Consider the following 4,565-nt stretch of genomic DNA (forward strand, 5'->3'; position numbering starts at 1 on the left):
CTATTGTCGATAGGGTCACAGACTATAGAAACTTTGCAACAGGCAGCCCACTAGGCCAAGACCTACATCACTGGCCACAGTTTCAATAAAACACCCTTAATTTAAAGCCGCCTTGTGCGGCTTTTTTAGCCTTAGTGCCTTTTGTGTAAATATAAACCATTATATTTGCAGCCTATCTCAAAGCTTCGATGATTCAATCATTTACCGTCTTTTCAATACCCCTTCGTTATTTATAATTCACCGCAGCTATCAGTAGTAACTCTCTGATTTATCGGCAATATGCCCTTTCTCTGTTTCAGCATAAGGACTGTAATGAAGACCCTTCAATCTCTCGGGTGGAGCACTTTACTTCTCGCTACCTCCGCCGCCGCACAAGACACGGTGAAATGTCTTGATAAACCCATCAACACCACCTTCAACCATCAGGGTAACACCTATCTGGTTGTTGACAATGAGAGCATTAAAGACCAAGCCCAGCTCGATAAACTGGAACAAGGCCAAATCCGCTTTTGTACCTCTCATGTGACTAATATGTATGAACTCTTTAATTGGAGGGAGCACTTTAATGCCGATATCAGTGACTGGGATACCTCCAAGGTTAAAAGTATGTGGAGAATGTTTAACAATGCCAGAGCCTTTAACCAACCCATCGGTAACTGGGATACCTCCAAGGTTGAAGATATGATGAGCATGTTTTCAAGAGCCTCCAGCTTTAACCAACCTCTCGGTAACTGGGATACCTCCAAAGTAAGGGATATGGAGAGGATGTTTAACGGTGCCATCAACTTTAACCAGCCCATCGGTGACTGGGATACCTCCAGCGTAGAAGATATGTCGTTGATGTTTGAAGATGCCACCGCCTTTAACCAACCCATCGGTAACTGGAATACCTCAAAGGTTGAAGATATGAGTTTTATGTTTCAATTTGCCTCAACCTTTAACCAACCCATCGGTGACTGGGATACCTCCAACGTCGGTTCCAACACTGATGGGTGGTACCCTAAAGGAATGGCCGCCATGTTTAAAGGCGCTACCAGCTTTAACCAACCCATTGGCAACTGGGATACCTCCAAAATTGAAAATATGTGGGCGATGTTTGCAGGTGCCACCAGTTTTAACCAGCCCATCGGTAACTGGGATACCTCAAAGGTTGAAACTATGGCGTCGATGTTTGCAGACGCCACCGCCTTTAACCAACCCATCGGTAACTGGAATATCTCTGCGGTTAGGCGCATAGGAGATATGTTTTTAGGTGCCAACAGCTTTAACCAAGATGTTCGCCAGTTTGAAGGTAAGTGGCAATTACAAGGCAACACTATTACTTGTAATGATAGCCCGATTGGCGCGACCTTCAACCATCAAGGTGACACCTATCTGGTTGTTAACAATGCAAGCATTGAAGACCAAGCCCAGCTCGATAAACTGGAACAAGGCCAAATCCGCTTTTGCACCTCTCATGTGACTAATATGTATGGCCTCTTTCTGGGAAGAGAGCACTTTAATGCCGATATTAGCGATTGGGATACCTCCAAAGCAGAAAATATGAGGTCGATGTTTGCAGGTGCTGCTAGCTTTAACCAGCCTATCGGTGACTGGGATACGTCAAATGTTACCAGAATGAACGGTATGTTTAGCGGTGCCAAAGCCTTTAACCAACCTATCGGAAACTGGGATACGTCAAATGTTACCAGAATGAACAGTATGTTTAGCGGTGCCAAAGCCTTTAACCAACCTATCGGAAACTGGGATACGTCAAATGTTACCAGAATGAACAGTATGTTTAGAGGTGCCAAAGCCTTTAACCAACCTATCGGAGAATGGGGTACCTCCAAGGTTGAAAATATGAGAGCGATGTTTGAAGGCGCCAAAGCCTTTAACCAAAATATTGACAACTGGGATGTGTGGTTTGTCAAAGATATGAGGAGTATGTTTGCTAGTGCCTCGTCGTTCAATCAACCCATCACAGGTTGGGCTGCACCCATGGTGACGGATATGTCATATATGTTTTACCATGCTAAGAGCTTTAACCAAGATATCAGTACTTGGATGGTGGAAGACTTAGAGTCTGTAGAAGGTATGTTCCAAGGAGCCTCTGCTTTTGACCAGGATTTGAGCGATTTGGCTATTGTCGATAGAGTCACAAACTATAGAGACTTTGCAACAGGCAGCCCACTAGGCCAAGACCTGCATCACTGGCCACAGTTTCAATAAAACACCCTTAATTTAAAGCCGCCTTGTGCGGCTTTTTTAGCCTTAGTGCCTTTTGTGTAAATATAAACCATTATATTTGCAGTCTATCTCAAATCTTTGATGATTCAATCATTTACCGTCTTTTCAATACCCCTTCGTTATTTATAATTCACTAAAGCTATCAGTAGTAACTCTCTGATTTATCGGCAATATGCCCTTTCTCTGTTTCAGCATAAGGACTGTAATGAAGACCCTTCAATCTCTCGGGTGGAGCACTTTACTTCTCACTACCTCCGCCGCCGCACAAGACACGGTGAAATGTCTTGATAAACCCATCAACACCACCTTCAACCATCAAGGTCACACCTATCTGGTTGTTGACGATGAAAGCATTAAAAACCAAGCCCAGCTCGATAAACTGGAACAAGGTCAAATCCGCTTTTGTACCTCTCATGTGACTAATATGGATGGCCTCTTTAAAGGTCGGGAGCACTTTAATGCCGATATCAGTGACTGGGATACCTCCAAGGTAAGGTATATGAGGTGGATGTTTAACGGTGCCACCAGCTTTAACCAACCTATCGGTGACTGGGATACCTCCGAGGTATGGAATATGAAGGAGATGTTTAACGGTGCCGCCAGCTTTAACCAACCTATCGGTGACTGGGATACTGCCAAGGTATTGGATATGGCAGGAATGTTTGAAGGTGCCTACGCCTTTGACCAACCCATCGGGAACTGGAATACCTCCAAAGTATACTATATGAAGGAGATGTTTAAAGGCGCCACCAGTTTTAACCAGCCCATTGGTAACTGGAATATCTCTGCGGTTAGGTATTTGGGAGATATGTTTTTAGGTGCCACCAGCTTTAACCAAGATGTTCGCCAGTTTGAAGGTAAGTGGCAATTACAAGGCAACACTCTTACTTGTAATGACAGCCCGATTGGCGCGACCTTTACCCATCAAGGTGACACCTATCTGGTTGTTGATAGGCATAGCATAAGAAAACAAGCTAAACTCGATACACTGGAACAAGGCCAAATCCGCTTTTGCACCTCTCACGTGAGTAGTATGTATAAACTCTTTGAAGGTCGGGAGCACTTTAATGCCGATATTAGTAACTGGGATACCTCCAAGGTAAGGTCTATGGGTTGGATGTTTTCAAGTGCCACCAGTTTTAACCAGCCCATCGGCAACTGGGATACCTCCAAAGTTGAAAGTATGGAGAGGATGTTTGCAGGCGCCACCGCCTTTAGCCAACCCATCAATGATTGGAATACCACCAACGTCAGTGACATGCGTGGCATGTTTACCGGTGCTACCAGCTTTAACCAACCCATAGGTAACTGGGATACCTCCAAGGTTATAGGTATGGGGATGATGTTTTACAAAGCTACCAACTTTAACCAGCCCATCGGCGACTGGGATACCTCCAAGGTTAAAAGTATGCGGTGGATGTTTGCATATGCTCATGCCTTTAACCAGCCCATCGGTGGCTGGGATACAGCCAACGTAGAAGATATGTCGTCGATGTTTAAAGGAGCCGCCGCCTTTAACCAACCCATCGGTGACTGGGATACAGCCAACGTAGAAAATATGTGGTCGATGTTTTCACGTGCCGAAGCCTTTAACCAAAACATTGGCAACTGGGATGTGTGGCTTGTCAAAGATATGAGGAGTATGTTTTCTGGTGCCTCGTCGTTCAATCAACCCATCATAGATTGGACTGCGCCCATGGTGACGGATATGTCATATATGTTTTACGATGCGACGAGCTTTAACCAAGATATCAGTACTTGGATAGTGGAAGACCTAGAGTCTGTAGAAAGTATGTTCCATGGGGCCTCTGCTTTTGACCAGGATTTGAGCGATTTGGCTATTGTCGATAGGGTCACAAACTATAGAAACTTTGCAACAGGCAGCCCACTAGGCCAAGACCTGCATCACTGGCCACAGTTTCAATAAAACACCCTTAATTTAAAGCCGCCTTGTGCGGCTTTTTTAGCCTTAGTGCCTTTTGTGTAAATATAAACCATTATATTTGCAGCCTATCTCAAATCTTTGATGATTCAATCATTTAGCGTCTTTTCAATACCCCTTCGTTATTTATAATTCACCGCAGCTATCAGTAGTAACTCTCTGATTTATGGGCAATATGCCCTCTCTCTGTTTCAGCATAAGGACCGCAATGAAGACCCTTCAATCTCTCGGGTGGAGCACTTTACTTCTCGCTACCTCCGCCGCCGCACAAGACACGGTGAAATGTCTTGATAAACCCATCAACAGCACCTTCAACCATCAAGGTCACACCTATCTGGTTGTTGACAATGAGAGCATTAAAGACCAAGCCAAGCTCGATGAACTGGAACAAGGT

2 protein-coding genes and 1 pseudogene are annotated in these 4,565 nt (G+C 44.6%); all 3 read left to right on the forward strand.

Annotated features, from left to right (window positions below; all coding sequences use genetic code 11):
- Positions 1–312 precede the first annotated feature (312 nt).
- Complete coding sequence (locus RH40_RS20455; RefSeq protein WP_009603019.1) at positions 313–2,211, forward strand: BspA family leucine-rich repeat surface protein; 1,899 nt, start codon at positions 313–315, stop codon at positions 2,209–2,211.
- 223 nt (positions 2,212–2,434) lie between these two features.
- Complete coding sequence (locus RH40_RS20135; RefSeq protein WP_009603020.1) at positions 2,435–4,156, forward strand: BspA family leucine-rich repeat surface protein; 1,722 nt, start codon at positions 2,435–2,437, stop codon at positions 4,154–4,156.
- A 223-nt stretch (positions 4,157–4,379) separates the two neighbouring features.
- A pseudogene (locus RH40_RS17550) lies at positions 4,380–4,565 on the forward strand (BspA family leucine-rich repeat surface protein); the annotation flags it as partial.

Source organism: Vibrio caribbeanicus ATCC BAA-2122, from assembly GCF_000165125.1.
GTDB classification, from domain to species: Bacteria; Pseudomonadota; Gammaproteobacteria; order Enterobacterales; family Vibrionaceae; genus Vibrio; species Vibrio caribbeanicus.